Below are 25,818 nucleotides of genomic sequence, written 5' to 3'. Positions count from 1 at the left end.
GCCCTCGATCTGTGGAGACCGAACCCGTCAGCCTCCCTTCGGTGAGTCGCGCTTGTTCCTTTTGGAATCAAGCGCTGGAGGATCTTGGTTCTGTGTCTCCTTCGGCTGCGGTTGCCCCGTTCCAGGGCGGATTCCTCGCAGGAGTTCAGCCAAGGCTCGGATGATCTCGGCGCGTTCCGTTGGCTGTGCACGCCACAGTGTGATGATCAAGATCAGCGCCAACCCACCGAAGAGAGCGGCAAGTGAAGTGGGAACGTCGAGCACCATGGTAGACACTGTAGGCCCACTGAACCCATGATGGATTCGCAGATTATCACGTCCCCAGCCCAAAACCTACACTCCGGAATGAAGCAATGGTCGGATCGGGTGGGACGGCGCCTCTGTTTGTCGGCCTATGCGAATGATCGAAATTTTCATGGGTCGGTATAAGCCCAGGTCACCGACGGGTTCTGCAGTCATTGGTGACCGCTGTGGCCTCGTCGTTCTCTCATCTACTTGCCAACAACTTCACTCCAATGGCGGCAGCGGTCGACACCCTGGTGTCGAATTCGTGCTCCGGAAGACGCCGGGAAAGTGCAGGGGCGCGGAGATTTGATGCGTGGGCGTAGAGACCCGGTGAACGTCGCGCTGCCGTTCTGGTCAGCGGGAGGCGGCAGCGAGTGTCCGGTGGGCGATCTCCACGACGAGTTCGCGCAGTTCGCGTAGATCGTGGTCGACGAGGTGGCCTTCGTGCTTGACCAGGACGCCGTCGATGAGCACGGTGTGCACGTCCTGCACACCAACGCTGGTGGCCACCGCACCTTCCAGTACCGCCGGGTCTTCGTCGAACAGGTGCTCGAGGCCGGTCAGCATGATGATGTCGGCGCGCTTGCCGACCTCCAGTGAGCCGATGGTGTCGCCGAGGCCGATCGCCTTCGCGCCGTTGACGGTCGCCGCCCGCAGCATGTCCCGTGCTGGGAGTTCGCCGTGGATGCGTTCGTGCGTCAGGCAGTTGAGCATTTCGCTGAACATGTCCGGGCCGTTGTTGATCTGGACGTCCACGCCGAGCGCCGGTTCTCCGCCCGCCTCGGCGAAGCGGCGGTAGGCCAGTGCGCCGTGGCCCATCATCAGTTCGGTCACCGGGGTCACCGTCAGCGTCGAGCCCGCGTCGACGAGCATTGTGAACTCGTCGTCCTCCAGGCGGTTGCCGTGCACGAAGTGCAGGTCCGGGCCGAGCAGTCCGGCTTCGTGCAGCAGTCTCACCCCGCCGCCTTTCTGGCCTCCGACGTGCATCGAGGTGATCAGGCCCAGGTTTCGGGCTGTTGCGATGTGCCGTGCGGTGTCGTCGATCGAGAGGTAGTCCGGTCCGAGTGACGCCACCGCTCCGGCTTGCGGGTGCATCGCGTCGGGATTGCTGTGGCCGAACACGACGCGCAGGCCTGTTTCGTTCAGCGCCTCGAAGGCCACCTCGGACTGCTTCTGGTCCGACACGCCGCTCCAGTCCAGCACCGTGGTCACACCGGCGTTCATCGCTTCCGCCGCGGCCAGGCGCACGCTGGTTCGGACGTCCTCTGTGGACAGGCTCGCGCCGATGTGGTGCACGACCTCGGTCAGGTAGTGGCCGAGGGTCATGTCGGCGCCGAACCCGCGCAGGGGCGCCTGTGTCATGTGCTGGTGGGTGTCGACGAATCCCGGTGCGATCAGCTTGCCCGCCGCGTTGATCGCGCGTTTGCTGGTCAGGTCGCGTCCGATCGCCGCGATGATGCCGTTCTCGATGACCAGGTCGGCGATGCCGGTCCCGAGGACGTACCCGCGTTTAAACACCACGCTCACAACTACCTCCGTAGAAAGCTTTTCTAAAAGCTATCCGGAAAGCTTTCTGGGCGCAAGGTAATCTTCGGTCATGGGTGACCTGGTCGACGACGTGCTCGCGGCATGGCAGGGGCAACTGCCCGGCGTCGTCGGGATCGAGGTGGAGCTCGGCAAACGGGCTGGAATCCTGTACGCGCGGCTCAACGAGGCCGCGAGCCGCGTGCTGACCAGGTTCAGGCTCACCAAGGCGGAGTTCGACGTGCTCGCGGTGCTACGTGCGGGCGGCGAGCCGTACCGGCTCAAGCCGACGGAACTCGCGGCCAGGCTGTGGCTTTCGTCCGGCGGGACGAGCAACGTGCTGCGCAGGCTGACCGAGGCCGGGCTGATTTCCCGCGCGGCGGACGACGGGGACGCGCGCAGTTCGTGGGTTCACCTGACGCCCCAAGGCGTCGAGATGGCGGAGGAGACCGTCCGGGCCACCTCGGAGGCGCAACGGCAGTTGCTCGGCAAGGTGCCCGAAGACGCCGCGAGGGCCGCGGCCGACGCGTTGCGCGACGTGCTGCTGGCCCTCGAAACGGCTGACTAGACCAGCTGGTAACCCGCCTCGGTCACGGCGGCGCGGACGTCGTCGACGTCCAGGTCCTTCTCGCTGGTCACGGTAACCTTGCCGGTGGGCAGGTCCACCTCGACGCTGCTGACGCCCGCGATCTGGCCGACCTCCTCGGTGACCGAGCTGACGCAGTGGCCGCAGGTCATGCCCTGCACGGTGTAGGTCGACTGAGACATGTCCGGGATCCCTCCGTCGTCGGGTGTTCCCCTGATTTATACCCCTTGGGGGTACGGGGTCAGCAAGGTGCTCTCGATCACTGCCCGTGAATGAGGAAGGCCCGCCGCGGCTGGAACGCGACGGGCTTGGCTCTGGGGGAACGGGGTGGACCGTCAGACGGCGCTCAGCGCGCGTTTCTCCAGGCGGGCAGTGGCGAACCAGCGCACGCCGAGGACCACGAGGACGGCGACGATGGTCACGCCCAGGTACGGGAACGTCTCGGCCAACTGGGCGGCGCCGGACAACAGCGGCTGCCCGCCGACGAACACCCCGCCCGCCACCGCGATGGCGGTGATCAGCGGCGGCTGCACGGCCACCGCGAAGAACGCGGCCCGCTCGGCGAACACCGCGGCGAGCACACAGCCGACCACAATGGACCACGGGAAGAACAGGCCCCCGGCCATCAGGCCGCCGATGGCGACGGCGCCCGGCCCGAGCACAGCCAGCCACCCGGGGATGAGGGGGAGCCTGGTGGTCGCGACCGGGGCCGATCGCTGGTCGACGGTGCCTGTGCCGGAGTCCCCGTCTCGACGGCTAGTCAACACAGGGGATCGCTCCGGCGTTGATGGGCTCGACACTGGCAATCTTCTGCACCTTCTCCTGCGTCTCGATCTTCTTGGCGTTGGGGGTTTCCCGCGACCCGCGGGCGGGCGGCACCGGCGGGTCGAGCAGGCCCTGCACGAACTGGCGGACCTGGTCGGGGTTGACCTCGACCGCGCTGCCGTCCGACGGCGTCGACAGGTTGATCCGGCCGGTCGGGATGGTCTCGAACTGGATGTTGCCCGCGCTCAGACCACCGAGCTGCTGCGCGAACGACAACAGGTCCCAGCCCTTGTCCAGCACCACCGTCTTGGTCAGCGCGTTGACCAGCCCCGTGATCCTGGTCGGGTCGGTGAGCGTGCCCGCGCTGAACATCCGGTTGGCCAGGCCCGCCAGGAACGCCTGCTGGCGGCGCACCCGGTCGAGGTCGCCGTTGGTCAGGCCGTGCCGCTGGCGGACGAACTTCAGCGCGTCGACACCCTGCAGAGTCTGCTGGCCCGCGGGGAAGTCCGCCCCTGAGTACAAGTCGTGCACCGGCGCGTTGAGGCACACCGGGACGCCGCCGACCGAGTTGGTGATCTCGCTGAACCCGAGCAGGTTGATCTCCGCGTAGTGGTCGACGCGCAGCCCGGTCAGGTTGTTGACGGTGGCGATCAGGTTGCGCCTGCCCTCCGTGGTGGCCTCGCGGTTCACCGTGGCGGCGTCCTTGCCCTGGCCGCGCAGCTTGTTCGCGGCCGACACCTTCGCCCGCGCGTACGCCGAGTTCAGCTTGTGCCTGCCGAACCCGCCCGCGATGTCCACATAGGAGTCGCGGGGCAGCGACATGCCCCACGCCTTCTTGGTCGGGTCCGCCGGGACGTGGATCACGATCATCGTGTCGGTGTTCTGCTCGCCGGTGGCGTTGCCCGCCTGGAGCTGGGCGAGCTGATCCTTCGGCAGCGGGCGGCCCTGGTCGTCCGTCCGGCTGTCCAGGCCGACCAGCAGGATCGTGGTGTCCCGTGGTTCACGGCGCAACGGCAACGGTGAACCGTTGGCGCTGGGCTGTTGCGCGTCCGGGACGATCACGTCGTCGGTGGCCAGGTTGTCCGTCGCGGTCCGGTAGGTCCACCAGCCACCCGCGGTCACCGCGAGCACGGCCAACGAGACGGTGGCGACCAGTCCCTTGGTGATGATCGACAGGATCTTCATGGTTCTCATCGCAAGTAGTCCGTCAGTAGTGCGGGCGTCAGTCCGTTGGCGCGGGCCTGGGTGACGAAGGCGTTCACGTCGGCCTCGAAGTTGGCGGTGAAGTGCATGAGCACGATCGAGCCGGGCCGGAACTCGCGCGGGCCGCTGAACTTGATCTGCCCGTCGCGCACCTCCGAACCCCAGTTCACGACGTACTTGGCGCCCGCCTCACCGGCCGCCTGCAACGTCGCGTCGTCACTGTTGCCGTACGGCGCGCGGAACAATGTGGGCCGCTTGCCGAACTGCTTCTCGTAGGTGTCCGAGACCGGCACGATCTCCGCGGTCTGCTGCTCGAGCGACTTGCCCTTGAGGTTCGGGTGCGTCGCGGTGTGGTTCTCGATCGCCGAGCCGGTGTCGTCCCGCAGCTTGCGGAAGAACTCCGGGTCCTGGCGGGTGTAGCGGTCGGTCAGGAAGAACGTGGCCTTGATCCCGTTGCGCTTGAGGATGTCGGCCATCGCCGGGTCGCGGTGCGCGCCGTCGTCGATGGTGAGGAACACCACCGGATCGGGCGTCTCGACCTTGTAGAGCAACCGCGCCGGTCCGATCTTCGGCTCCGGCCGGAAGTTGCCCGTCGCCGGGGTTGTCGGCGGTGTTGTCGGCTGGCTCGCTGCCTGCTGCGGCTCCAGCGCGGCCTTCGGTTCCGGCCGCCCCTGTGTCTCCTCCGTGGCCAGGAAGAGCGCGGCCACCAGCAGTGCGAACACCGCCAGTGCCACGTACCTGAACGGCTTGAGACGCTCCAGCATGGTCACCCGGCTCTCTGACGTGTTACAAACGTGATCTCCTTCGAAGCTATGCACGCTTTTCGGCGGTCGGCCGACGGTCGTGTAACAGCCGGCACGCAGGTGTCCGGCGGCTGTGTAACAGCCGAATGGCACGCCGCGCCCGCGTCGGCAGAATGGAGTGACGAAGGAGGGCCGAATGCGGCGACTGGAACTGGGCCTGTGCGCCCTGCTCCTGGTGCTGTCCGGCTGCGCGACGGCGGGAGAGGTGCGGGTCGAGGGCGCCGCGAGCCAGGTCACCCCGCCGCCGTCCACCCCGCCCCCGCCCAGCGGCGTGACCCCGTCGTTCGACCCGGTCGCCCTGCTCAGGGCCGACCCGAAAGTCAGTGACAAGATCAAGAACTACCTGACGCCGTGCAACCAGGGGCGCTTCCCGGTGGACGCGCGCTACGCGGACGTGACCGCCGACGGCGTCCCGGAGTTGCTCGTCGCGGTGATGAGCTGCGACGAGAAGACGGCGGAAACCCCGGCGGTGAACCCGGACTACGTGCGCGGCAACGGCGTGATCGCGAACTACGTGTACGACGTCGTGGCCAAACCGCCGGTCGACGTGTTCGCCCTCGAGGAGCCCGCGATGCTGCTCGACGTGGGCAGGAAAGGCGGCCTGCAGATGATCCACTGGGAGTACCGGGCGAGCGACAAGACGTGGCCGTCGCAGCAGGTCTCGAAGTTCTACCGGTGGACAGGGACCGCGTTCGAACTGGTGAAACGGTGAACCCGATGCACATCCTGCTGGTCGAGGACGACGCGGTGATCAGGGAGGCGACCCAGCTCGCGCTGGAGCGCGACGGGTTCACGGTCACGGTCGCCGAGGACGGGATCACCGGGCTGGAGAGGTTCCGGTCGCTGGCGCCGGACGTGGCACTGCTCGACCTGATGCTGCCGGGGATGAACGGCGTCAGCCTGTGCAGGCAGATCAGGGAGGAGAGCCCGACCCCGGTGATCATGATGTCGGCGCGGGCCGACCCGATCGACGTCGTGCTCGGCCTGGAGGCCGGAGCGGACGACTACGTGACCAAGCCGTTCGACAGCACCGTGCTGGTGGCCAGGATCAGGGCGGTGGTGCGCCGGTTTGGCCGTGCCGAGGAGGTCAACGGCGAACAGCCGCTGAGATTCGGCGACCTGGAGGTGCAACGCGACGGCCTCGAGGTCAGCGTGGCGGGCAGGCCCGTCGAGCTGACCCCGACCGAGCTGCGGCTGCTGCTGTGCTTCGTGGACTCGCCGGGCAGCGTGCTGACCCGTGACGTCCTGCTCGAGCAGGTGTGGGACTACCAGTGGGGCGGCGACTCGCGCGTGGTCGACGTACACGTCCAGCGCCTGCGGGCCAAGGTCGGTCAGGACAGGATCGAGACGGTGCGGGGCTTCGGCTACAAGCTGAAGACCGCGCCATGAAGCTCCTGCCGACATCCATGCGGTGGCGGCTGAGCGCGGCGATCGCCGTGGTCAGCGCGCTGGTGGCGACGGCGTTGAGCCTGCTGGTCCGCACCGAGTTCGCACGGACCCAGCTGTCGGACGCGCGGCAGTTGCAGGATCAGCGGCTGCAGCTGGTGATCCGCGAGTACGCGCTGTCCGGCCAGGCTGCCCTCGGCAGCGAACTGGACTCGCCGACCCTGCCGGTGGAACTCGTGGGCGCGGTGAAAGGCGGCCAGCGGGCGACATATCTCCAAAGGACTCCCGAGGGGTCGTGGATCTGGGCGGCGGCGGAAACGGACGGGAAGGTGCTGTCGCTGCGCAGTCCGTACTCCGACAGGGACGAGGCGCTGACCCGCCTCGACCAGGTCCTGCTGATCAGCTCGCTCGGTGTGGTCGTCCTCAGCTCGGTGCTGGGGGTTCTGCTGGTCAGCCGCCTGTCCCGCCGGTTGCGCCTGGCCGCGGGAGCGGCACGCCGCGTGGCCGACGGGGACATGACGGCGCGTGTGCGTGACGTGATCAAGGACCGGCCCAAGGACGAGGCGGCGGAACTGGCGCAGGCCATGGACTCCATGGCCGACGCTTTGCAGGAACGCTTGATAGCCGAACAACGGGTGACGGCGGACATCGCGCACGAACTGCGCACCCCGGTGACCGGCCTGGTGACGGCCGCGGAACTGCTGCCACCGTCGCGTCCGGCCGAACTGGTCCGCGACCGGGTGCGTGTGCTGCGTGTCCTGGTGGAGGACGTCCTCGAAGTCGCCAGGCTCGACACGGCGACCGAACGCGCCGAGCTCTCCGAACTGGAACTGGGCGAGTTCGTGCGCCGACGGGTCGCGGGAATCGCACCGGAAGCCGTGGTGGCGGTGCTCGCGGAGCAGTCGGCGCGGACTGACCCGAGACGACTGGAGCGCGTGCTGGTCAACCTCCTGGTGAACGCCGCGAAACACGGGAAGCCGCCGATCGAGGTCACAGTGGACGGCCTGACGGTGACCGTGCGCGACCACGGCCCGGGCTTCTCTGAAGAACTGCTTAAAGAAGGACCCAGCCGGTTCCGGACCGGCAGCAGCGACCGCGGCAGCGGGCACGGCCTCGGCCTGACCATCGCGGTGGCGCAGGTGAAGGTCCTCGGCGGCACGCTCACGTTCGCCAACTCGCCGGACGGCGGCGCCACGGCGACCCTGGTGCTGCCCGACCACACCTGATCAGGATTCAAGAAGCGCTGCCGGGCACGCGGTACTTAGGGTGACCGGCATGAGCACATTGAAGGCAAGCACCATCATGCTCGGCGTCCAGGACGTGGACCGTGCCAAGAAGTTCTACACCGAGGGCATGGGCGCCGAGATCGAGCAGGACTACCCCGGTTTCGTGACGTGCAAGCTCGGCGAGGGCTCGACCCTGGCGCTGTACTCGTGGGCGGAGGCCGCGGCGGACGCGGGCGTTTCCGCCGACGGGTCGGGGTTCCGGGGCGTGTCGTTCCACCACCTGACCGATTCGCGGGCGGAAGTGGACGCGGTCATGCAGGCGGCCGTTGCCGCGGGCGCCTCGGTGGTCAAGGAGGCGGAGGCCGCCGAGTGGGGCGGGTATGTCGGGTACTTCAGCGATGTGGACGGTTACCTGTGGAAGGTCGCGTCTTCCACCTGACCACTCGACCGACTCGCGTGGTCCCTCGTTCCGGCACCCCGAATCTCAAAGCCGGTGCGGTCGTTGCGGAGACGGGCAGCGTCACGCCGGATCGCCCGTCCGGTGTATGAGCCTCGCCGCGATATCTTGACACTGTCTAGTTGGGGTGTCAGGGTGAGAATCATGGGGTCCTTCAAAGAGGCGACGGCGATCGAGGCCGCCGGTCCCGGCGAGTACACGGCCGACCTGGACGCGCAGTGGGCCGTCGGCGACAAGCTGCACGGCGGCTACCTGCTCGCCGTCGTCGCCCGCGCCGCGGCCGAACTGGCCGAGCACCCGCACCTGACGGCCGTCAGCGCGTCGTTCCCGAAGGCGCCGGAGCCGGGACCGGCCACGGTCCAGGTCGAGCTCCTGCAGACCGCTCGCAGCCTGACCCAGCTGCGGGCCAGGCTCGTGCAGAACGGGCAGCCGTGCGTGGAGGCCCTGGTCACGCAGGGCACCCTGGTCGACAGCGACCCGTGGTGGACCAGCGTGACCGAGCCGGAGATGGCCGCCGAGCAGGACAGCGCGCGGTTCCCCAGCTCAGCGCCGGGCAACACCTTCGAAGTGCCCATCCTCGACGTCGTCGAGACGCGCATCGACCCCGCGGTCCTCGGCGCCTTCGCCAGCGGCAAGCCCCAGGCCACCGGCTCGATCTCGACGTGGCAGCGGCTGGCCGACGGCTCCGACTGGGATCCGCTGAGCCTGCTCGTCGCACTGGACCCGGTGCCGCCGGTGTCACTCGAGCTCGGGGTGTTCGGCTGGGCGCCGACCTTGCAGTTGTCCGCCTACATCCGGCGGCTGCCCGCGCCGGGATCGGTCCGGGTCCGGCTGGAGGCAGGCGACCTCACCCACAACCGGATGGACGAGACCGCCGTGGCGTGGGACAGCAGCGGCCGCGTGGTCGGCCAGGCGAACCAGTTCGCCGGGGTTCGCCTGCCCGCCCGGTAGCCGGAACACGCCCCCGCCGAAGCCGCGGGTGTCACCCGAAGTTGATGTCGCCGTGGATGTTCTGCGCCTGCACGAACTTGGTGTTGTCCATGGTCCCGGAGATCGACATGTTCCCCGTGCGGGCGCCTGTCTGCTGAGCTGCCTGCCACTGCGTGCGCAGCTGCGCGCCGAACTCCGGGTCGGCGGCTTCGGTCCTCGCCAGCTCCGTGGCCAGCCGCTGGACTTCGGGCGAGTCGGGCGCGGCGCCCTGTGCCGCCTCGAGCGCCGCGGCGGCTTCCTTTCGCGTGGCGAACTTCGTGCGCACGAAGTCGTAGAGAGAGGTGATGGCCTTGCCGGCCAGTGCTGCGGAGATCGCGACCAGGATCGGTTCCGGCATGGCCCCATTCTAGGCCCGCGGCCCGTTCGGGACCACGAGGCAGGACGTGCCCGAACGCTCGATCTGGCGGGCGATCGCCTGCGCGTACTTGTCACGGATGGGCACGACGACGGCGTGCGCGTCGGTGGTCCGCAACGCTTCGAGCAGTGCCGTCATCCCCGGCCCGAACCCGGGGTGTTCGTCGTGGAAGACCTTGCTCAGCAACCAGCCGTGGTGATGGGTCCAGCAGGTGAGCAGGTCCTGGTTCTCGTCTCGGGCCGCGCCCCACACGTAGCCGTACACGCGGGGTTTGCCGGCGTTCTTGATCGCGCTGGGAAGGACGTGAACCCGCAGAGTCTGCCCGACGGGGATGACGCGGTCACGGATCTTCACTGTTGGCTCCAGGTGTCCCAGGTGTCGCTGTGGTGAGTACCGGGGTGACGCCCGAGCTGACCTGTCGTGACGCGGGTCACACAACGAAATCTGCGGCCAGCGGATCCTGGGCGCGTTCACGTCCGCCGAGTGCGCCAGGTGCGTGACCCAGATTCTTGACGGGCTGGGGGTGGAGCGTGCGCATTTCGTCGGTGATTCGCGGGGCCTCAGAACTGTCGGCGCGCACTGCTACGGTCATTCGGCAGACGCATCCACGCGGTTCGAGGAGGAGCGACCGGTGAGCATGGGGTTCGTCGGGGTCCGCACCGGCGAGTCGTCGATCAGGCGGATCTTTCCCGTATGGGCGGAGATCCTCCGATTGCCGACCCGTGAGCTGACGGGATTCGACTTACCGATCGACGCCGCGCGCGACGACTACCGGGATGTGATCACGCGGATCGCACACGACCCGCAGATCCCCGGTGCCCTGATCACATCGCACAAAACGGGGGTGTACCGGTCCGCGGCCGACCTCTTCGACGAGATCGACCCGGACGCCGAGCGGTTCGGCGAGATCTCCTCGCTGTCCAAGAAGGACGGCAAGCTGACCGGGCGGGCGTTCGACCCGATCACGGCGGGCCTGGCGATGGAGGAGTTCATCCCGCCGGACCACTTCCGCGGCACCGGCGGCGAACTGCTCTGCCTCGGCGCGGGCAGCGCGGGCACGGCGATCATCTGGTACCTCGCGCACCGCGCCGACATGCCGCGGCGGATCTTCTGCACCGACAGGTCGACCAGCAGACTCACGGCGTTGCGCGCGATGCTCCGGCGGGAGCGCGTACGCGTGCACGTCGACACCGTCCCGGTCACCGGGCCTGTCGACGGGCTGATCGAACTGCTGCCGCCGGGCAGCATGGTGGTCAACGCGACCGGGATGGGCAAGGACACGCCCGGGTCGCCGATCTCCGAAACCTGCGAGTTCCCGTCGGGCTGCCTGGTCTGGGAGATCAACTACCAGGGGACGCTGGATTTCCTGGCCACCGCACGCGCCCGCCAGGCCGCCGACGACCTGACGGTGGTCGACGGCTGGCGCTACTTCGTGCACGGGTGGGCCAAGGTGATCGCCGACGTTTTCGACGTGGGGTTGACCGGCGAGCAGATACGGCAGTTGTCCGACGCCGCGGTCGCGGTGCGTTAGCACGCCCGCGAATGGAGTCGACGGAAATCGCTTCGGACCAGGTCACGTGCGCTTGTCGAGCAACTGCGGAAATGCGCTGTGTGCCCCCACTGTGGACTTACGCTGGGTGATTCCGTAACCTTGCCGAGATCTTTTGGCCGCCGTGTCCGGCCAGGTGCTCGATCGACTGAGAAGGAGACACGCGCGCGTGTCCAGCAGACTCAAGCGCGGAGCGCTGATGGCCTCCGCCGTGATGACACTTGTCGGTGCGCTGCTGCCTGTGCCGGTGTACGCACAGCAGGAATCCCCGACCCTGCAGCGCTACCGCGAACTGAACACGCAGGCCAAGGAACTCAACGAGGACTACCTGCAGGCCGTCGAGGACCGCGACGCGCGCCAGGCCGAGATCACCAAGGCGGGCGAGGACATCGCCGCGGCCACCAAGGCGAAGGGCGAGGCCAAGCTCAAGGAGGACGAGTTCCGCGGTCAGGTCGACGCGCTCTCGGAGGCCTCGTTGCGCGGCGCCCGGTTCGACAAACTGTCGGCCTTGCTGACCGGCGTCTCCCCGAAGGACTTCCTCGCCCGGTCCTCGGCGTTGAGCGTCCTGGCGACGGACAACAACAAGGCGCTTCAGGCCCTGGTCGGCGCGGTCAAGACCGCCGACGACGCGGAGAAGAAGGGCGCCGACGCCCAGAAACGCGCGACCGAGGCCCGTGACGCGGCGGCGAAGCTGGCCGAGGACATCAAGGCCAAGCGCGTCGAGCTGGACAAGCAGATCAACGAGATCACCACCTCGCTGGACAAGCTGTCGCCCGCGGACCGCGCCGCGCTGCAGGGCGAGATGGACAAGGGTGTCTACTTCCCCGGCAACGGCATCGCGGGCAAGGCCGTGACGTCGGCGTTGAGCCGCCGCGGCGACCGCTACGCCCTCGGCGGCACCAAGCCCCCGGTCTTCGACTGCTCGGGCCTGATGATGTGGGCCTACGCGCAGCACGGTTACAAACTGCCCCGCACCAGCCGCGAGCAGTACAAGGTCGGCCGCCCGGTGAGCAAGGACCAGTTGCAGCCCGGCGACCTGCTGTTCTACGGCTCCAGCGCGGCATCGATCCACCACGTCGTGATGTACATCGGCAACGGCATGATCGTGCACGCGTCGGACTACGGCATTCCCGTGTTGTCCGCACCGCTGGCCAAGGGCGGCAAGGACTTCTTCGGAGCCAAGCGCCCTGTCGGCTGAGCCTTCCCGCTGTACTCGAACGCCCCGCGGCTGCTGCTGCGGGGCGTTCTAGTAATTATGCCTCAAAGTTCATGGACGGTGACGGCCTGTTGGAACAGTGAGGGTTAGCTTGAACGCATGTGGTGAAGTAGTAGCAGCGCGGCCACTGTATTGGCCGATCTGATCTCACCTTTGCGGACGAGATCGGGAACGAGCTTGAGTGGAACCCATTCGCGGCGCCCAGATTCGAAATCGTCCTCGGGATAACTCACATATTCTGCCCCGTCGGCCCAGTATACGTGATGTAACGCGTTGGACAGTCCATTGGCTGGTTCGACCGTTATCAGGTGGTGTAAGGTCCCGGCGCGCCACCCGGTTTCTTCCAGCATTTCGCGCGCGGCGGCATCTTCGACAGTTTCGCCGTCATCCACGACTCCGGCTGGAAGTTCCCAGCCCCACGTCTCTGTGATAAACCTGTGACGCCACAGAAGCAGTACCTCGTTGCGCTCGTTGACGGCTGCGGTCAGTGCGACCGGCCGCTGGCGGATGAGGAAATGGTCGAGGTGGCGCCCGTTGGGCAGTTCGACGTCGGCGAGGTTTACTCGAAACCAACGGTTCTCGTAGACAGTCTGCTCACCGAGGTTCTTCCATTCCATTGAGCACCTTCGTTTCGCGCAACTAATCCTGTGGCTGTCATGGGAAGATTCGGAGAGTTCGATCAAGTCGTTCGACTGCTTCGTGTGTCAGACTGGTGCGTCTGCTGTTGAGCTTGGTTCGCAATTCTCTGAACCGAGAATTTAGTCGCCGCGACTCCATTCCTGTAGCGAGTTCCACCATTTCAACGGTAAGGGATGAGGCGTGCTCGACATCGCCGCCCTGCAGTTCGAGATCGACCATCGAAGCCAGTCGGTTGACGCGTCCACGTGGGTGGTCGGCGATCGTCAAAGACTTCTGTGCGTACTCGTAGGCGGGGTTGAGGTCGCCAACGCCGCTCAGGGCTTCGCCGAGTTTCGCTTCGATGAGACCAGGTTGAACGTAGCCGGTTTCGGGAGGTTCTTCCTCGAGGTGAATCCGTGTCGCTGATGATTCTGCTTGTGTGATGGCCAGGTAAGTTGACTTCGGCTCGTCAATCTGGGCGTAAGCTTTGGCCTGCATGGCCCGCAGATCGGCGGTCAGCGCGGGTGACATGTGGTTCGAAGCGTAGTGAACGGCTGCTTCGGTGAAATCGATCGCTTGACGGAAATCCCGTAGCGCAAGCGCCTGGTTCACCATGAGCGCGTAAACGTAGCTGCCGAATCGCAAGTCGCCCGCTGCGTCTGCGAGTCTTTGAGCGTGTTCGAAGTGACGTTGAGCTGCCCCATAGTGCTCACAATCGTAGCAGCAGATGCCAGTCAGTGCGACCAGTGAGCCCATCGCGCGCAACAGTTGGCGGCCGGTGTGCTCGCGATAGCTACTCGCGAGTATGGGGTTTGCGTGCTCGCGCAAGAACCGTTCAAGTAGTATTTTGGCTGGCAGCCCGCCAGAGTTTCGATACATAATTTCGTAGTGGCGGTGTGCGTCTACGAGTATGTGTACGTCCGAGTAGCCCGCTGCGGGTGAAGCTTGATCGGTCGGGTCCAGTTTGATGAGTGGACGGCTGATGTTGTCGGGTGGTATCCGTGGATCTTCGGCGCTGGTCGTCGTCTGATGTCCGTCAAGGGGAGGGTGATTAGGGGCGGTGAACGGCGACAGCAAGTCTGCGGTTTTCCAGCCAGGAAACATTGCTTCCAAAATTGCGCAGTGTTCCTCGCGAGGAAGGTTCTTCACTCGGCCGGTCAACCATCGCTTGTACGTGGCCTCGCTCGGAGGTGCGTCGACCAGGCCTTTGTCCAGCTTGCGGGCAGCCTCTCGGTAGAACTTCGTGAACCGCCGATAACTATGGAGATGCTTCTCTTTCAGCAGCGCTTTCAGTGTGGTCTGAGGCGCTGGCGAACCGCCCGGCGCTGTCTCATCGCTCGGTGGCATCTCGGTCCGTCCGTGGGGTCGGGGGTTACGAGGTGGATACCCAGCGTAGCCCTTGGCCAGGCCGGACCGTGTTCAGCCTTGCGACCGACACACAGTGCGTCCACGGTGTTCCGCACTGCAAGTGACCCCCAAAGGAGCCGGAGTGACCCCTGCGTGGACTACGGATGGTCACTTCTCGCTGGCGATGTTCACGTGGTCCGCGTAATGCACTTGGGAAGGCTTCGACGTGGCGGGAAACGAACAAGCGCGTGCATCGGTGGTTCGGATTCGGGTGTTGCGGTTGACCGGTGTGGACGGCCGGGAGCATTTGGTGTCCGACAACGAGCACAGTTCGGGTGTGACCAGGGGTACCGGGCATTTCTTCGTGCTGTGCGGGTCGCTGGTGTTGGTGGCGGCGATGGTCGAGCCGCCGCGTTCGACGTGTCGGGAGTGTCTCGGTGTACGTCGAGCGTTGTGCACCGCTTACCCGCCGAGGGTGTCGCGTAGGCCCAGGCGGCATCGGCGGCGTGGTGTCGTGCGCCGCTGGGCGGCCCGAGTGTTTCAGTCTCCGGCCAATGCGTCTGGGCGCCTCGCGGCGGTGGCGGCTATGGTCGCTGACCTGGCGCCTCGGGTGTTCGCTGTTGTGCGGGAGTTCGGCGATCAGATCGATGCGCAGATCGTCGGGTGGGGTATGGCGTTCGACGACGGTGCCTACATGGTCTCCGTCGATGGGCGCACTCAGTTCTTCCTCGCGGAGCCGGACAATGGAGCATGGCCTACGTCGATACGGTATGCCGTTGCTGGACAAGCTGTTGCCGGACGCGATCACCGTCGATCTCGGGTTCGTCGACGGCGACGCCTTGCGCCGAACACACCGCACGGTCAGCGACGGCGGCCCCATTCAGACGATGTTGTTCGCCGTGATCTCGCTGGAACTGGCGTTGCGCGCCCTGGCGGTGAATGACAACGCAGGCAGAGAGGACGTGACGTGTTCCTGATCAGGCCAGGAACTCCCGACGACCGGCCAGCCGTGGCCGCGATGATCACGGGCCGGGCGCACTGGTTGCGGGACAACGGGTATCTGCGTTGGCGTGGATGGGCCAGGAACGCCGATGTCCTGCCCTCCATGGTCGGCGATCCGGATCGGCCGGTCGTGTGGCTTCTGACCAGTCCTGATGACCAAGTGCTCGGCATGACGACCTTGAGTATCACGCCGGATCTGGGGTGGACCGAACAGGAACGCGTCGAGCCTGCGACGTTCCTGCAATCCACCCTCACTCACCATGCGCACGCCGGGAGCGGGCTCGGCATGGTCATCGCGTTTTGGGCGCTCGACCACGCTGCCCGGCTGGGCGACAAGTGGGTGCGCCGCGGTGTTCTCAGTGACAGTGAGGGCGCGAACCTTGGCCTGGTTCGCTACTACCGGCGCCAAGGCTGGCGAGTAGTGCGTGCGGTCCCGCACTCGCACAAGCCGGGGATCACGGTGTGGTCGCTGGCTCGACCGGCACAAGAACAACTCGACCTCGCCGACGTGGTATCTGCACAACCGGCTCGGGAGATGGTCCACCAGGTGGCCCGGTAACTCGGGCACCCGCCGCCGTGCCCTGTGGTTTTACGCGGCTGGAGGCTTGACAAACACCTGGTAAGCTTTCTCTTTACGGCGTAAGCTATCAGAAGGGTTGGCATGGGGGACCACATTGCGGACAGCCACGGCGTCATCCAGGTTCGCGGCGCCAGGGAGAACAACCTGCGGAACGTCTCCGTCGACATCCCCAAGCGCAGGCTCACCGTCTTCACCGGTGTGTCCGGCTCCGGCAAGTCCTCGCTGGTCTTCGGCACCATCGCGGCCGAGTCGCAGCGGCTGATCAACGAGACCTACACCGCGTTCATCCAGTCGTTCATGCCCAACCTCGGGCGGCCGGACGTGGACGCGCTGCACAACCTCAGCGCGGCGATCGTGGTCGACCAGGAGCGGATGGGTGCCAACTCCCGCTCCACCGTCGGCACCGCGACCGACGCGTACACGATGCTGCGCATCGTGTTCTCCCGCCTGGGCGATCCGTACGTCGGGACGTCCGGTGCGTTCAGCTTCAACCTCCCCGAGGGCATGTGCCCGGAGTGCGAGGGCCTCGGGCGGGTGTCCGCTGTCGACGTCGACGGCCTTGTCGACAAGTCGTTGTCGTTGCGGGAGGGCGCGATCACCGTCCCCGGCTTCAACGTCGACGGCTGGTACTGGCAGACGTTCGCGTACTCCGGGTTCGTCAACCCGGACGTCCGGCTGTCGGACTACACCGAGCAGGAATGGCAGGACTTCCTGTACAAGCCGTCCACCAAGGTCAAGGTCGGCACCACGAACACCACCTACGAGGGCCTCGTGGTCAAGGTGCAGCGGTTGTACCTCAACAAGGACCGGGAGTCGATGCAGGCGCCTGTCCGCGCGTTCGTCGACCGCGCGGTCACGTTCGCCACGTGTGACCTGTGTGGCGGGACGCGGCTCAACCAGGCGGCGCTGTCGTCGAAGATCGACGGACGCACCATCGCGGACTGTTCCTCGATGCAGATCAACGAGCTGGCCGAGTTCATCCGGGGCATCACCGACGAGTCGGTGGCGCCCCTGCTGGGCACCCTCCGGGAGACGCTGGACTCGCTCGTCGAGATCGGGCTCGGGTACCTCAGCCTCGACCGGGAGTCCGGGACGTTGTCCGGTGGCGAGGCGCAGCGCGTCAAGATGGTGCGGCACCTCGGGTCGAGCATCACCGACGTCACCTACGTCTTCGACGAGCCGACGGTCGGTCTGCACCCGCACGACATCCAGCGGATGAACGGGCTGCTGCTCCAGTTACGGGACAAGGGGAACACCGTCCTGGTCGTCGAGCACAAGCCCGAGGTGATCGCGGTCGCCGACCACGTCATCGACCTCGGGCCCGGCGCGGGATCCCAGGGCGGGCGGATCCAGTACGCCGGTGACCTGGCCGGGCTGCGCGCCTCCGAGACGTTGACCGGGCGCTACCTCGACCACAAGATCAAGCTGCGCGACAACGTCCGGGTGCCGAAGGGGCAGTTGTCCATCCAGGGCGCCACGTTGCACAACCTCAAGGACGTCAGCGTCGACATCCCGCTCGGTGTGCTGACCGTCGTGACAGGTGTCGCCGGATCGGGCAAGAGCTCGTTGATCCACGGCTCGGTGTCCGTTCGTGACGACGTCAGCGTCGCCGACCAGTCGCCGATCCGCGGGTCGCGCCGCAGCAACCCGGCGACCTACACCGGCCTGCTCGACCCGATCCGGAGCGCCTTCGCCAAGGCCAACGGGGTCAAACCGGGGCTGTTCAGCGCCAACTCCGACGGTGCGTGCCCCCAGTGCAAGGGCATCGGGCTGGTGTACACCGACCTGGCGATGATGGCCGGGGTCGCGTCGGTGTGCGAGGAGTGCCAGGGCAAGCGGTTCACATCGCAGGTCCTCGAGTACAAGCTGCGCGGCAAGGACATCAGCGAGGTCCTCGGCATGTCGGTCGCCGAGGCCCAGCAGTTCTTCACCACCGGCCAGGCTCGGGCGATCCTCGACCGCCTGGTGGACGTCGGGCTCGGCTACCTCGGCCTCGGCCAGCCGCTGACCACGCTGTCCGGTGGCGAGCGGCAGCGGCTCAAGCTGGCGATCTACATGGGGGAGAAGGCGAGTACGTACGTCCTCGACGAGCCGACCACCGGGTTGCACCTCGCGGACGTCGACCAGCTGCTCGGCCTGCTCGACCGCCTGGTCGACGACGGCAACACGGTGATCGTCATCGAACACCACCAGGCGGTCATGGCGCACGCCGACTGGATCATCGACCTCGGGCCGGGAGCGGGCCACGACGGCGGCCGGGTCGTGTTCACCGGCACGCCCGGCGAGCTGATTTCCGGAAGCGATTCCCTCACCGCTCGTCATCTGCTCGAGTACGTGAGCTAGGTCCCCTTCGCGTGACGCGGCAGTTCGATCGCCGGGCAGCGGTCCATCACCATCCGCAGCCCGGCTTTCGTCGTGCGCTCGAACGCGGCGGCGTCCACCACGTCGAGCTGGAACCACACCGCTTTCGCGCCGATGTCCACGGCCTGGTCGGCGAACTGGCCCGCCTCGCCGGCCCGGCGGAACACGTCGACGCAGTCCACGGCGAACGGGATGTCCGCGAGCGTCGCGTACCCGGGCTCACCCCACACCGTCTCCGCGGCCGGGTGCACGGGCACGATCCGTTTGCCGTGCTGCTGTAGGAACCGCGCCACACCGTGCGCGGCCCGGCGCGGGTTGTCGGCCAGGCCGACGATCGCCCACGTCTGGCAGGTGTCCAGGATCCACCTGATGTCGTCCGGCTCTGCCCAGGAACGCATGATTCGAATCTAACCCAGTCGCGCGGCCCGTGATCGCAGGTAACGCTGCTCGGGCAGGCTCAGCGTGCGGCGGGCGGCCAGTTCGTACTCCGCGCGTGCGGCCGCCTGGTCCCCGGCGAGGTCGAGCAGGTGCGCCCGGACGGCGTGCACCCGGTGGTGGTCGGTGAGCGCCGGGTCGGATCGCACCGCGGTCAGGTGGTCCAACGCGTGCGCCGGTCCCTGCACCATCGCGAGCGCCACGACCCGGTTGAGGGTGACCATCGGACCTGGCGCGATCCGGTCCAGCACGTCGTAGAGGGCCAGGACCTGCGGCCAGTCGGTGTCCGCGGCCGTCTTCGCCTCCGAGTGCACCGCGGCGATCGCGGCCTGCACCTGGTACGGACCGAGCGGCGCGGTCGACAGGGTCGAGCTGATCAACGCGACGCCTTCGGCGATGGCCGCCGTGTCCCACAGCGTCCGGTCCTGGTCCGCCAGGGGGACCAGTGTCTGGTCCGGCAGCGTTCGCGCCGGTCGTCGGGCGTCGGTGAGCAGCATCAACGCCAGCAGGCCGGTGACTTCGCCGTCGTCGGGCACCCGGTCGCGCACCTGCCTGGCCAGCCGGATGGCCTCGGTGCTCAGTTCGATCCGGTGCAACGACTCGCCGGAACTCGCTGTGTAGCCCTCGTTGAAGATCAGGTAGAGAACCTTCAGCACGGTTTCAAGGTCGCCGGGGGTGCGGAACGACGAACCGGCCGCCTTGATCTTCTGCTTGGCGCGGCTGATCCGCTGGGCCACCGTCGCCTCCGGGACGAGATACGCACGCGCGATCTCCGCCGTGGTCAGCCCGCCGACCGCCCGGAGCGTCAGCGCGACCTGGGAGGACTCGGTCAACGCCGGGTGGCAGCACAGCTGGAACAAGGTCAGCGTGTCGTCCACGTCCGCCACCGTGGATGACTCGGCGGACGGCTCGGCCGGGGCCATCGCCGCGACCGTCTCCTCACGGCGCTGTCGAGCGGTGTCGCTGCGCAGCAGCTCGATCCGGCGGCGGGAGGCCACCGTGATCAGCCAGCTCTTCGGGTTGTCCGGCTCGCCCTGCTCCGGCCATTGCGTCGAGGCGGCGAGCAGCGCCTCCTGGACCGCGTCCTCACAGGAGTCGAAGTCGCCGAACTTGCGCACCAGCGCGCCGAGCACCTGAGGGGCGAGCTCGCGCAGGCCGAGGTCGTTCACGGCAGCTCCACGACGGGCCGCACCTCCACCAGGCCCAGTTCCGCCTCCGGCAGCCGCGCCGCGTGCTCGATCGCCCGGTCGATGTTCTCGCAGTCGACCAGGTAGAAACCCGCCAGGTACTCCTTGACCTCCGCGAACGGACCGTCGGTCGTGGTGACCACGCCGTCCTTGACCGCCAGCCGCTTGCCGAGCGAGACGTCCGACAGGGACTCGGAGGCCACCAGCTCACCCGAGGCCTCCAGGCGGGACACCATGTCCTTGTGGATCTGGTAGCCGCCCGCGCGCTGCTCGTCGGTCAGGCCCTCCCACATCGCCCGCACCGACGGGTTCATCTGGATCATGATCAGGTACTTCACGCCCTCAGCCCTCCCGGGAAAGTTTTTTCGCGGGGCATGTCGAGAACAGGCGAGCTGCCTCTACGTCCCGGATGCAAGGTACTCACAACCACCCAGGAGGACACCATGACCAGCCAGGACGAGACCCGCATCCGGCAGCTCTCGGCGCGACTGCGGGAGGCGATGGTGGCGGGCGACGCGGACGCCGTGGTCGGCCAGTACGCGCCGGAGATGGTCAAGTACGACCTCGCGCCGCCGTTGCGCAACGTCGCCCCGCTCGACGCGGGCGCGCTGAAGACCTGGTTCGCCGGGTTCGACGGCGCGGTCGACTACGAGATCAAGGACCTCGACGTGGTCGCGGGCGCGGACGTGGCCTACACGCACAGCCTGCACCGGCTGTCGGCGACGCCGGTGGGCAGCCCGCAGCGATTCGACCTGTGGTTCCGCGTGACGACGTGCCTGCGGAAGGTCGACGGCGACTGGCGGGTCACGCACGAGCACAGCTCGACGCCGTTCCACATGGACGGGTCGTTCCAGGCCGCGATCGACCTGCGGCCGTGAGGAAGAGAGTGTCCGCGGTGGACGAACTGCGCGAGCCGCAGACGGTCAGCTGAGCAGGACGGGCACTTCCTCCGTGCCGTGCTGGACGAATCCGCGTGCGCCGTAACGGAACTCCAGCGGGCCGGCGAGCCGGATCCGCGGGAACCGGTCGAGCAGCGCGTCCAGCGCGGCACGGACCTCGATGCGCGCGAGCGGTGCGCCGACGCAGTAGTGCGGGCCCAGCCCGAAGCCGAGGTGCCCGCCCCGCCTGCCGAGGTCGAACACCTCGGGACGCGGGTAGGCGTCCTCGTCGAAGTGCGCGGCGGCGATCGCGACGTACACCATCTGCCCGGCGGCGACTGGCGTTCCGCCGACCTCCGCGTCCGACATCACGAGCCGGTACAGGCCTGCGGACGGGTTGGCCCAGCGGAACGCCTCGTCGACGGCGGCGTCGCGGGACGCCGGGTTGGCCATGGCCTCGCGCAGCGCGTCCGGGTTGAGCAGCAGCGAGCTGATCGTCGCGGACAGCATCTGGATGGTGGTCTCCAGACCGCCGAGCAGCAGGCTGACCACGGCGACCGTGCAGGCTTCGACCGAGAACCCGCCTTCCTCCAGGTGCGCGCGGACGATCTCACCGAGCAGGCTGTGCCCGGGGTCGCGGCGTTCGGCGGCGACCAGTTCGGCGGCGTAGGCGCGCAGTTCGTCGAACGCCCGGTGCCCCGGCGCGACCAGCTCCTCGTTCATCGGGGAGCCCGCCCACTTGACGATCGCGCGGACCCAGTCGAGCCCCTGGTCGTTCAGGCTGCCGGGAATCCCGAGCAGTTCGAGGAACACCTCCATCGGGTAGCGGGCGAACACGTCGTCGACGAGTTCGGCGCGGTCGCGCCCATCGAGCTTCCCGAACACCCGCTCGGCGACCGGCACGACTCTCGCGGCGTACCGGGCACTGGCCGCAGGGCTGAAGAAGCGGTTGTGGATGCGTCGTTGCCGCGTGTGCTCCTCGCCGCCGTGGGCGATCATCATCTGCGCCATCGGCCCGACACCGTAGAAACTCGTGCTGAAGGTGCTGTGGTCACGTAAGGCCGCGGAAACGTCCCTGTGCCGCAACACAAGCAGCGCGCCCATGTGTTCGTCGAAGACCGTTCGGTGGTCGCGGCCGAGCGCGGCCAGGTCGCGCCCGAACGACGACGGATCGGCCGAGCACGCCCGGAACCTGCTGTCCTCGGCCTTGATCACGGCAGTCTCGCGCATCGCACACTCCCGGTGTCCGGTTCTGCGAGTACATCAGCGCCGGACGGCGTGGCGTCACAGGTGAACGAAATTCATGAACCAATGGCCGCATGGCTTACCCGGACGGGTGAACCCAGCGGTCCCGTCAAGCGTCTTCTTCCGGGACTGGTCTTCGTCTTTATCTTAGTTTTAGGTAGTAAGTAAGCGTGCACTCTTTGTCCACTGCGAGTGCATACAGTCTCCCGCCATGACAGCTATCGAGCTTCTCGGGCCGGTCAGGGTGCTGCGGGACGGCAAGGAGCTGCCGCTTGGCCCGGCACGGCAGCGTGCCGTGCTCGCCGTGCTGGCGCTGAACGCCGGGCAGGTGGTGTCACGGGACGCGATCATCCGCGCGGTGTGGGGCGAGCCCGGGCCCGCCAGCGCGGCGAGCAACCTGCACAGCTACATCTCCGGGCTGCGGCGGGTGCTCAGGACGGAGCCGGACATCGCGCTGGAGACCGTGCCGGAGACCCGGGGCAGCGGCTACCTGCTGCGGGTCGGCGAGGACCAGGTCGACGTCGCCCGGTTCGAACGGCTCTACTGGCGCGGCAAGGCGGCCAGGGATCCCCGGGAAGCCGAGCAGGCGCTCACCGCGGCCCTCGCGCTGTGGCGTGGCGACGCGCTGCAGAAGGCCCCCGGTCCGCTGGCGGACGCCGAGCGACGGCAGTTGGCCCAGCGGCGCCTGCGGGTCATCGAGGAGCTGTACCGCGTGAAGCTGCGGATCGGCACCGGCTGGGAGCTCATCGCGGAGCTGGAACACCTCGCCGGCTCGTACCCTGGCGTTGAGGCGTTCCGCGAACTGCTGATGACGGCGCTCGCCCTCGACGGCCGCAGGGCGGAGGCGCTCGCGCTGTTCCGGGAGATCAAGCAGCCCGGCCCGGCGGTGCGGCGCATCCAGGCACAGGTGCTCGCCGGGGAGGACGTCTACGTCGAGTCCGCGTAGGTGGTCAGCCTGGCCCGCACCCGATCGCGGTCGGGCAGCCTGAGGTCCTCGAGGATCGCCAGCGCGGTCCGCCACGCCGACAGCGCGTCCTCGGTCGCCTCGCTCGTCGCGTTCACGGTGTCGCCCAACAGGATCAGCACGTTGGCCGCCTCGGCGAGCGCGTGCACCTCGCGGTAGATCTCCACCGCGCGCCGCAGGCAGGTCACGGCCGTGCGGTGGTCGCCGCGTCCGATGTGGATCCGGCCGGTCGCCTCCCAGCCGTTGGCCTCGCCGTGCCGGTCGCCGAGCTCCCGGTAGATGTCCATCGCCCGGTCGACCAGCCCGATCGCGTCCACGGTCGCGTCGATCGCGGCCGCGTCGGTGGCCATCGCGTGCAGCGAGATCGCTTGTCCTTTGCGGTCACCGGCTTCCTCGTACAGCACCAGCGCCCTTCGGTGGTACGCAAGGGCTTCCTCGGTCCGGCCGAGATCCGACAGCACGGTGGCGTAGTTGCTGTACACGTAGGCGAAGTCGGTTGTCCTGTTCAGTTCGTGGAGCAAGGCCTCGGTGCGCGCGAGATGTGCCAGGGACTGCGCCGACTTCTTCAACACGAAGTAGGCGCCCGCGAGGCTGCGGTGCATCCGGGCCTGGGCCGGTTTGTCTCCGGCCTCGACCGCCGCCTCGAGAGCGACTTCTGTCGTGCTTTCCCATTCGTGCGCCAGTCCGCGGCGCTGGTAGTACTGCTGGATCGTGATCGCCAGATACCAGGTGTACGACAGGAAACCGTGCTCCGCGGCGGTTTTCACCAGCAGTTCGATCGCGTGCCGCTCGGTGTCGAACCAGCGCAGTGCCGCACCGAGGTCCGGGATGTCCACCGCCGCCACCCCGGCGCGCGGCGGTGGCGGCGCCGGGAAGACCTGGTGCGGCGGCATCCTCAGGTAGGCCTGGTAGGACGTGTGCAGGTAGAAGTCAAGCAACCGGCCGAGTGCTTCGTGTTGCTGCTGCGGCGGATCGAGCTCGTGGCGCTGCTCGGTGGCGTACGCGCGGATCAGGTCGTGCGCGACGAACCGGCCCGGCTCGGACTCGGTGAGCAACCGGATCCTGGCCAGGTCGTCCAGCAGCGCCTGGGTCCGCGCAGGCGGCAGCCCGGCGAGGCTGGCGGCTGCCTCCAGCGACGTTTCCGCGCCGATGTGCAACGACACCAGCCGGAACAGCCGGGCCGCCGCCGGGCTGAGGATCCGGTAGGACCACGAGAAAACCGTGTGCACGTCCAGCTCGTCGTCCCGGAACCCCCGCAGTGTCCCCTTCGTCTGCTTGAGCTTGGCGATGACGGCGCTCAACGGGAAGTTCGGGTACGCCGCGGCCCGCGCCGCCACGATCGCCAGCGCCAGCGGAAGCCCGCCGCACAGTGCGATGATCTCCTCGACCGCGCCGGCCTCGGTTTCCACCTTCTCCCGGCCGAGCCTGCGGACCAGCGTCTCCCTGGCCTCCTCGGCGGGCAACGCGCTCAGCGTCATCGCCTGGGCGCCCGCACCGGCCACCAGGCCGGTCAACCGGTTGCGGCTGGTCACGATCACCAGGCACCCCGCCGCGCCGGGCAGCAACGGCCGGATGTCGGCGGCTTCACGGGCGTTGTCGATCAGCACGAGCACCCGCCGGGTCGACAGCACACTGCGGTACAGCGCCGACTGGGCGTCCACACCGGCTGGGATCCGGTTCGCGCTGATCCCCAGCGCCTCGAGGAACCCGCGCAGCGCCTCGGTCGCGGTCAGCTGCACGTGATCGGGGTGGAAACCGCGCATGTTGACGTACAGCTGGCCGTCCGGGAACCGGCTCGCCACCGAGTGCGCCCAGTGCACCGCCAGTGTCGTCTTCCCCGCGCCCGGCATCCCGTCGATCGCCACGGTGACGAGGTTGCGCGGCAGGTCCGGCAGCAACGAGTCCAGCTGCTTGAGCTCACCGGCCCGGCCCGCGAACGACGGCAGGTCCGGCGGCAGCTGTGCCGGTTGGACGATCGGCGCGATCGACGGTGTCTCGTCGGCGGGCCGCGCGGATGGTTGCGGAGAAGGCGAAGATACTTGCGGCGTCAGCACATCGTGGAACGCCTCGCTCAGCTCGGGGCCGGGCGTGACGCCGAGCTCGTCGGCCAGCTTGGCCCGCACGGTCTCGAACGTCTTGAGCGCGGCGGCCTGGTTGCCGGTCGCGGTCAGCGCCCGCATCAGCCGGGCCTGCATCGCCTCGTTGTACTCGTCCAGCGAGACGGCCTGGCGCAGGAACGGCACGATCTCGCCACCCCGCCCGGTGCGCAACGCCAGGTCGGCGGCCTCGCAGACCGTGCGGCAGCCGTCGTGGTCCACGTCGAGGAAGATCGACTGCGCACGGCTGGGCGCCACGATGCCGTGCGCCACCCGGCCCTGCCACAGGCGCATCGCCGCGATGTACGCGTCCACCGCGCTGTCGGAGTCGCCCGAATCGGCCAGCTGCCGTGCCCGCGCGGTGTGGTCGCGGTACTCAACCAGGTCGCACGATTCGGCGGTGACCGCGAGGCGGTACGCGCCCGCGTCCCTGATCAGCCAGGACCCGGTCGCCCGGGTCGGCAGGTCCGGTTCGAACAGCCTGCGCAGCGTGCCGACGTACCGGTGCACCACGTTGACCGCGCTGGACGGCGGGTCGTGCGCCCAGAGCAGGTCGACGAGGGTGTCCAGGCCGACCGGTTTGCCCGCGTGCACGAGCAGCAGCGACAGCACCAGGCGTTGCTGGGGCGGACCCAGTTCGATCTCGGCCCCGTCACGCCATGCCCGCAACGGCCCCAGCAGTGCGAACCTGACGCCTGGGCTCACCAGCGCCTCTCCCTGCTCCCCAGAGGTCTGTTCCCGGCGCAATCATGCCATCAAA

General features: G+C 67.8%; 28 protein-coding genes. 13 read left to right on the top strand and 15 right to left on the bottom strand.

Annotation, left to right across the window (positions count from 1 at the left end; genetic code table 11):
- Window positions 1-27: 27 nt before the first annotated feature.
- Both ALI144C_RS54500 and ALI144C_RS20885 read right to left on the bottom strand, forming a co-directional pair.
- The gene (locus tag ALI144C_RS54500) at window positions 28-267 is read right to left on the bottom strand and encodes a hypothetical protein (RefSeq protein ID WP_143230767.1); all 240 of its coding nucleotides are present in this window, start codon (window positions 265-267) and stop codon (window positions 28-30) included.
- A gap of 372 nt (window positions 268-639) precedes the next feature.
- Window positions 640-1,812, bottom strand: coding sequence for an amidohydrolase family protein (locus ALI144C_RS20885; RefSeq protein ID WP_076988815.1), 1,173 nt, complete (start codon window positions 1,810-1,812; stop codon window positions 640-642).
- A gap of 70 nt (window positions 1,813-1,882) precedes the next feature.
- Here ALI144C_RS20885 and ALI144C_RS20880 point away from each other — a divergent pair, with 70 nt between their 5' ends.
- Complete coding sequence (locus ALI144C_RS20880; RefSeq protein WP_076988814.1) at window positions 1,883-2,377, top strand: MarR family winged helix-turn-helix transcriptional regulator; 495 nt, start codon at window positions 1,883-1,885, stop codon at window positions 2,375-2,377.
- On the opposite strand, the gene ALI144C_RS20875 is transcribed toward ALI144C_RS20880, so the two are convergent.
- From ALI144C_RS20875 to ALI144C_RS20860, 4 genes are all read right to left on the bottom strand, one after another.
- On the bottom strand, window positions 2,374-2,577 hold the full coding sequence (locus tag ALI144C_RS20875; RefSeq protein WP_076988813.1) for a heavy-metal-associated domain-containing protein: 204 nt from the start codon (window positions 2,575-2,577) through the stop codon (window positions 2,374-2,376). The two genes, ALI144C_RS20880 and ALI144C_RS20875, sit on opposite strands and share 4 nt — an antisense overlap.
- Window positions 2,578-2,730: 153 nt before the next feature.
- Complete coding sequence (locus ALI144C_RS20870) at window positions 2,731-3,159, bottom strand: DUF6542 domain-containing protein (RefSeq protein ID WP_143230766.1); 429 nt, start codon at window positions 3,157-3,159, stop codon at window positions 2,731-2,733.
- On the bottom strand, window positions 3,152-4,345 hold the full coding sequence (locus ALI144C_RS20865) for an LCP family protein (protein ID WP_076988811.1): 1,194 nt from the start codon (window positions 4,343-4,345) through the stop codon (window positions 3,152-3,154). The genes ALI144C_RS20870 and ALI144C_RS20865 overlap by 8 nt, the downstream gene beginning before the upstream one ends.
- Window positions 4,346-4,350: 5 nt before the next feature.
- Complete coding sequence (locus tag ALI144C_RS20860; RefSeq protein ID WP_143230765.1) at window positions 4,351-5,127, bottom strand: polysaccharide deacetylase family protein; 777 nt, start codon at window positions 5,125-5,127, stop codon at window positions 4,351-4,353.
- Between the two features lie 175 nt (window positions 5,128-5,302).
- On the opposite strand from ALI144C_RS20860, the gene ALI144C_RS20855 reads away from it, so the two are divergent.
- The 5 genes from ALI144C_RS20855 (at window position 5,303) to ALI144C_RS20835 (ending at window position 9,186) form a co-directional block, all read left to right on the top strand.
- Window positions 5,303-5,878 (top strand): hypothetical protein, encoded by a 576-nt coding sequence (locus ALI144C_RS20855; protein ID WP_076988809.1) that lies wholly within the window; start codon window positions 5,303-5,305, stop codon window positions 5,876-5,878.
- A gap of 5 nt (window positions 5,879-5,883) precedes the next feature.
- Window positions 5,884-6,555, top strand: coding sequence for a two-component system response regulator CseB (gene cseB, locus ALI144C_RS20850; RefSeq protein ID WP_076989125.1), 672 nt, complete (start codon window positions 5,884-5,886; stop codon window positions 6,553-6,555).
- Window positions 6,552-7,778, top strand: coding sequence for a sensor histidine kinase (locus ALI144C_RS20845; RefSeq protein ID WP_076988808.1), 1,227 nt, complete (start codon window positions 6,552-6,554; stop codon window positions 7,776-7,778). The genes cseB and ALI144C_RS20845 overlap by 4 nt, the downstream gene beginning before the upstream one ends.
- Window positions 7,779-7,827: 49 nt before the next feature.
- Complete coding sequence (locus tag ALI144C_RS20840; protein WP_076989124.1) at window positions 7,828-8,217, top strand: VOC family protein; 390 nt, start codon at window positions 7,828-7,830, stop codon at window positions 8,215-8,217.
- A gap of 162 nt (window positions 8,218-8,379) precedes the next feature.
- Entirely contained in the window at window positions 8,380-9,186 is an 807-nt protein-coding gene (locus ALI144C_RS20835) for a thioesterase family protein (protein WP_076988807.1), read from the top strand.
- Window positions 9,187-9,217: 31 nt separating this feature from the next.
- Here ALI144C_RS20835 and ALI144C_RS20830 read toward each other — a convergent pair whose 3' ends face one another.
- Window positions 9,218-9,562, bottom strand: coding sequence for a hypothetical protein (locus ALI144C_RS20830; RefSeq protein WP_076988806.1), 345 nt, complete (start codon window positions 9,560-9,562; stop codon window positions 9,218-9,220).
- 9 nt (window positions 9,563-9,571) lie between these two features.
- Window positions 9,572-9,934 carry a hypothetical protein gene (locus ALI144C_RS20825; RefSeq protein ID WP_076988805.1) on the bottom strand — a complete coding sequence of 121 codons (363 nt, stop codon included), beginning with the start codon at window positions 9,932-9,934 and terminating at the stop codon, window positions 9,572-9,574.
- A gap of 283 nt (window positions 9,935-10,217) precedes the next feature.
- Here ALI144C_RS20825 and ALI144C_RS20820 point away from each other — a divergent pair, with 283 nt between their 5' ends.
- Window positions 10,218-11,111, top strand: coding sequence for a shikimate dehydrogenase family protein (locus ALI144C_RS20820; RefSeq protein WP_076988804.1), 894 nt, complete (start codon window positions 10,218-10,220; stop codon window positions 11,109-11,111).
- A 187-nt stretch (window positions 11,112-11,298) separates the two neighbouring features.
- The gene (locus tag ALI144C_RS20815; protein WP_143230764.1) at window positions 11,299-12,327 is read left to right on the top strand and encodes an NlpC/P60 family protein; all 1,029 of its coding nucleotides are present in this window, start codon (window positions 11,299-11,301) and stop codon (window positions 12,325-12,327) included.
- Between the two features lie 104 nt (window positions 12,328-12,431).
- Here ALI144C_RS20815 and ALI144C_RS20810 read toward each other — a convergent pair whose 3' ends face one another.
- Window positions 12,432-12,962, bottom strand: coding sequence for an NUDIX hydrolase (locus ALI144C_RS20810; protein WP_076988803.1), 531 nt, complete (start codon window positions 12,960-12,962; stop codon window positions 12,432-12,434).
- A gap of 37 nt (window positions 12,963-12,999) precedes the next feature.
- Window positions 13,000-14,310 carry a transcriptional regulator gene (locus ALI144C_RS54495; RefSeq protein ID WP_143230763.1) on the bottom strand — a complete coding sequence of 437 codons (1,311 nt, stop codon included), beginning with the start codon at window positions 14,308-14,310 and terminating at the stop codon, window positions 13,000-13,002.
- Between the two features lie 776 nt (window positions 14,311-15,086).
- On the opposite strand from ALI144C_RS54495, the gene ALI144C_RS20800 reads away from it, so the two are divergent.
- The 3 genes from ALI144C_RS20800 to ALI144C_RS20790 all read left to right on the top strand — a co-directional run bounded on the left by ALI144C_RS20800 (window position 15,087) and on the right by ALI144C_RS20790 (window position 18,235).
- Window positions 15,087-15,287, top strand: coding sequence for a hypothetical protein (locus ALI144C_RS20800; RefSeq protein WP_143230762.1), 201 nt, complete (start codon window positions 15,087-15,089; stop codon window positions 15,285-15,287).
- Window positions 15,278-15,871 (top strand): GNAT family N-acetyltransferase, encoded by a 594-nt coding sequence (locus ALI144C_RS20795; RefSeq protein ID WP_083753238.1) that lies wholly within the window; start codon window positions 15,278-15,280, stop codon window positions 15,869-15,871. The genes ALI144C_RS20800 and ALI144C_RS20795 overlap by 10 nt, the downstream gene beginning before the upstream one ends.
- Before the next feature lie 102 nt (window positions 15,872-15,973).
- On the top strand, window positions 15,974-18,235 hold the full coding sequence (locus ALI144C_RS20790) for an ATP-binding cassette domain-containing protein (protein ID WP_076988800.1): 2,262 nt from the start codon (window positions 15,974-15,976) through the stop codon (window positions 18,233-18,235).
- Here the strand turns inward: ALI144C_RS20790 and ALI144C_RS20785 are convergent.
- From ALI144C_RS20785 to ALI144C_RS20775, 3 genes are read right to left on the bottom strand one after another with little or no spacing between them, the layout of a single operon-like run.
- Entirely contained in the window at window positions 18,232-18,651 is a 420-nt protein-coding gene (locus ALI144C_RS20785) for a CoA-binding protein (RefSeq protein ID WP_076988799.1), read from the bottom strand. The genes ALI144C_RS20790 and ALI144C_RS20785 overlap by 4 nt on opposite strands.
- A 9-nt stretch (window positions 18,652-18,660) precedes the next feature.
- Window positions 18,661-19,857 (bottom strand): RNA polymerase sigma factor, encoded by a 1,197-nt coding sequence (locus ALI144C_RS20780; protein ID WP_076988798.1) that lies wholly within the window; start codon window positions 19,855-19,857, stop codon window positions 18,661-18,663.
- Window positions 19,854-20,213 carry a YciI family protein gene (locus ALI144C_RS20775; protein ID WP_076988797.1) on the bottom strand — a complete coding sequence of 120 codons (360 nt, stop codon included), beginning with the start codon at window positions 20,211-20,213 and terminating at the stop codon, window positions 19,854-19,856. Before ALI144C_RS20775 ends, ALI144C_RS20780 begins: the two co-directional genes overlap by 4 nt.
- Window positions 20,214-20,318: 105 nt before the next feature.
- Here ALI144C_RS20775 and ALI144C_RS20770 point away from each other — a divergent pair, with 105 nt between their 5' ends.
- Window positions 20,319-20,753, top strand: coding sequence for a YybH family protein (locus tag ALI144C_RS20770; RefSeq protein ID WP_076988796.1), 435 nt, complete (start codon window positions 20,319-20,321; stop codon window positions 20,751-20,753).
- A gap of 45 nt (window positions 20,754-20,798) precedes the next feature.
- Here the strand turns inward: ALI144C_RS20770 and ALI144C_RS20765 are convergent, their stop codons facing one another.
- Window positions 20,799-21,983 carry a cytochrome P450 gene (locus ALI144C_RS20765; protein ID WP_076988795.1) on the bottom strand — a complete coding sequence of 395 codons (1,185 nt, stop codon included), beginning with the start codon at window positions 21,981-21,983 and terminating at the stop codon, window positions 20,799-20,801.
- Between the two features lie 226 nt (window positions 21,984-22,209).
- Between ALI144C_RS20765 and ALI144C_RS20760 the strand changes: the two genes are divergently transcribed.
- A complete protein-coding gene (locus tag ALI144C_RS20760) occupies window positions 22,210-22,944 on the top strand; it encodes an AfsR/SARP family transcriptional regulator (protein WP_083753237.1) in 735 nt (244 codons plus the stop codon).
- Here ALI144C_RS20760 and ALI144C_RS20755 read toward each other — a convergent pair.
- On the bottom strand, window positions 22,926-25,763 hold the full coding sequence (locus ALI144C_RS20755; protein WP_076988793.1) for an AfsR/SARP family transcriptional regulator: 2,838 nt from the start codon (window positions 25,761-25,763) through the stop codon (window positions 22,926-22,928). The genes ALI144C_RS20760 and ALI144C_RS20755 overlap by 19 nt on opposite strands.
- Between the last annotated feature and the right edge of the window lie 55 nt (window positions 25,764-25,818).

The organism is Actinosynnema sp. ALI-1.44 (genome assembly GCF_001984155.1).
Classification (GTDB): domain Bacteria; phylum Actinomycetota; class Actinomycetes; order Mycobacteriales; family Pseudonocardiaceae; genus Kibdelosporangium.
The sequence above is the reverse complement of the archived record's forward strand: the minus strand, read 5'-3'. Positions and strand labels throughout refer to the sequence as shown.